The following is a 598-nucleotide window of genomic DNA, read 5'->3' as shown; positions in this document are numbered from 1 at the left end:
CATGGCTGTGTACGAGCTTCCCGACCTCCCCTACGACTACGACGCCCTCGAGCCGCACATCTCCGCCGAGATCATGCAGCTGCACCACGACAAGCACCACGCCACCTACGTCGCCGGCGCCAACACCGCCCTCGAAGCCCTCGAAAAGGCCCGCGAGGAAGGCACCAACCCCGACCAGATCCGCGCCCTGTCCAAGAACCTCGCGTTCAACCTCGGCGGCCACACCAACCACTCCATCTTCTGGAAGAACCTCTCGCCCAACGGCGGCGGCGAGCCCACCGGCGAACTCGCCGAGGCCATCACCCGCGACTTCGGCTCCTTCGACAAGTTCAAGGACCAGTTCTCCTCGGCCGCCCTGGGCCTCTACGGCTCCGGCTGGGCCGTGCTGGGCTACGACCACATCGCCGGACGCCTCGTCGTCGAACAGCTCACCGACCAGCAGGGCAACACCTCGATCAACCTCACCCCGCTGCTGATGCTCGACATGTGGGAGCACGCCTTCTACCTGCAGTACAAGAACGTCAAGCCCGACTACGTCAAGGCCGTGTGGAACGTGTTCAACTGGGACGACGTCGCCGAGCGCTACGCCGCCGCCAAG

At 65.4% G+C, this 598-nt stretch carries 1 protein-coding gene; it reads left to right on the top strand.

The features are described 5' to 3' along the window. Position 1: 1 nt before the first annotated feature. A partial coding sequence (locus PQI66_RS15405) for a superoxide dismutase (RefSeq protein WP_339999412.1) occupies positions 2 to 598 on the top strand: 597 nt, incomplete at its 3' end.

It is taken from the genome of Corynebacterium sp. USCH3 (assembly GCF_037619475.1).
In the GTDB taxonomy this organism is placed as follows: Bacteria; Actinomycetota; Actinomycetes; order Mycobacteriales; family Mycobacteriaceae; genus Corynebacterium.
This window is presented reverse-complemented; position numbering and strand designations above follow the sequence as displayed.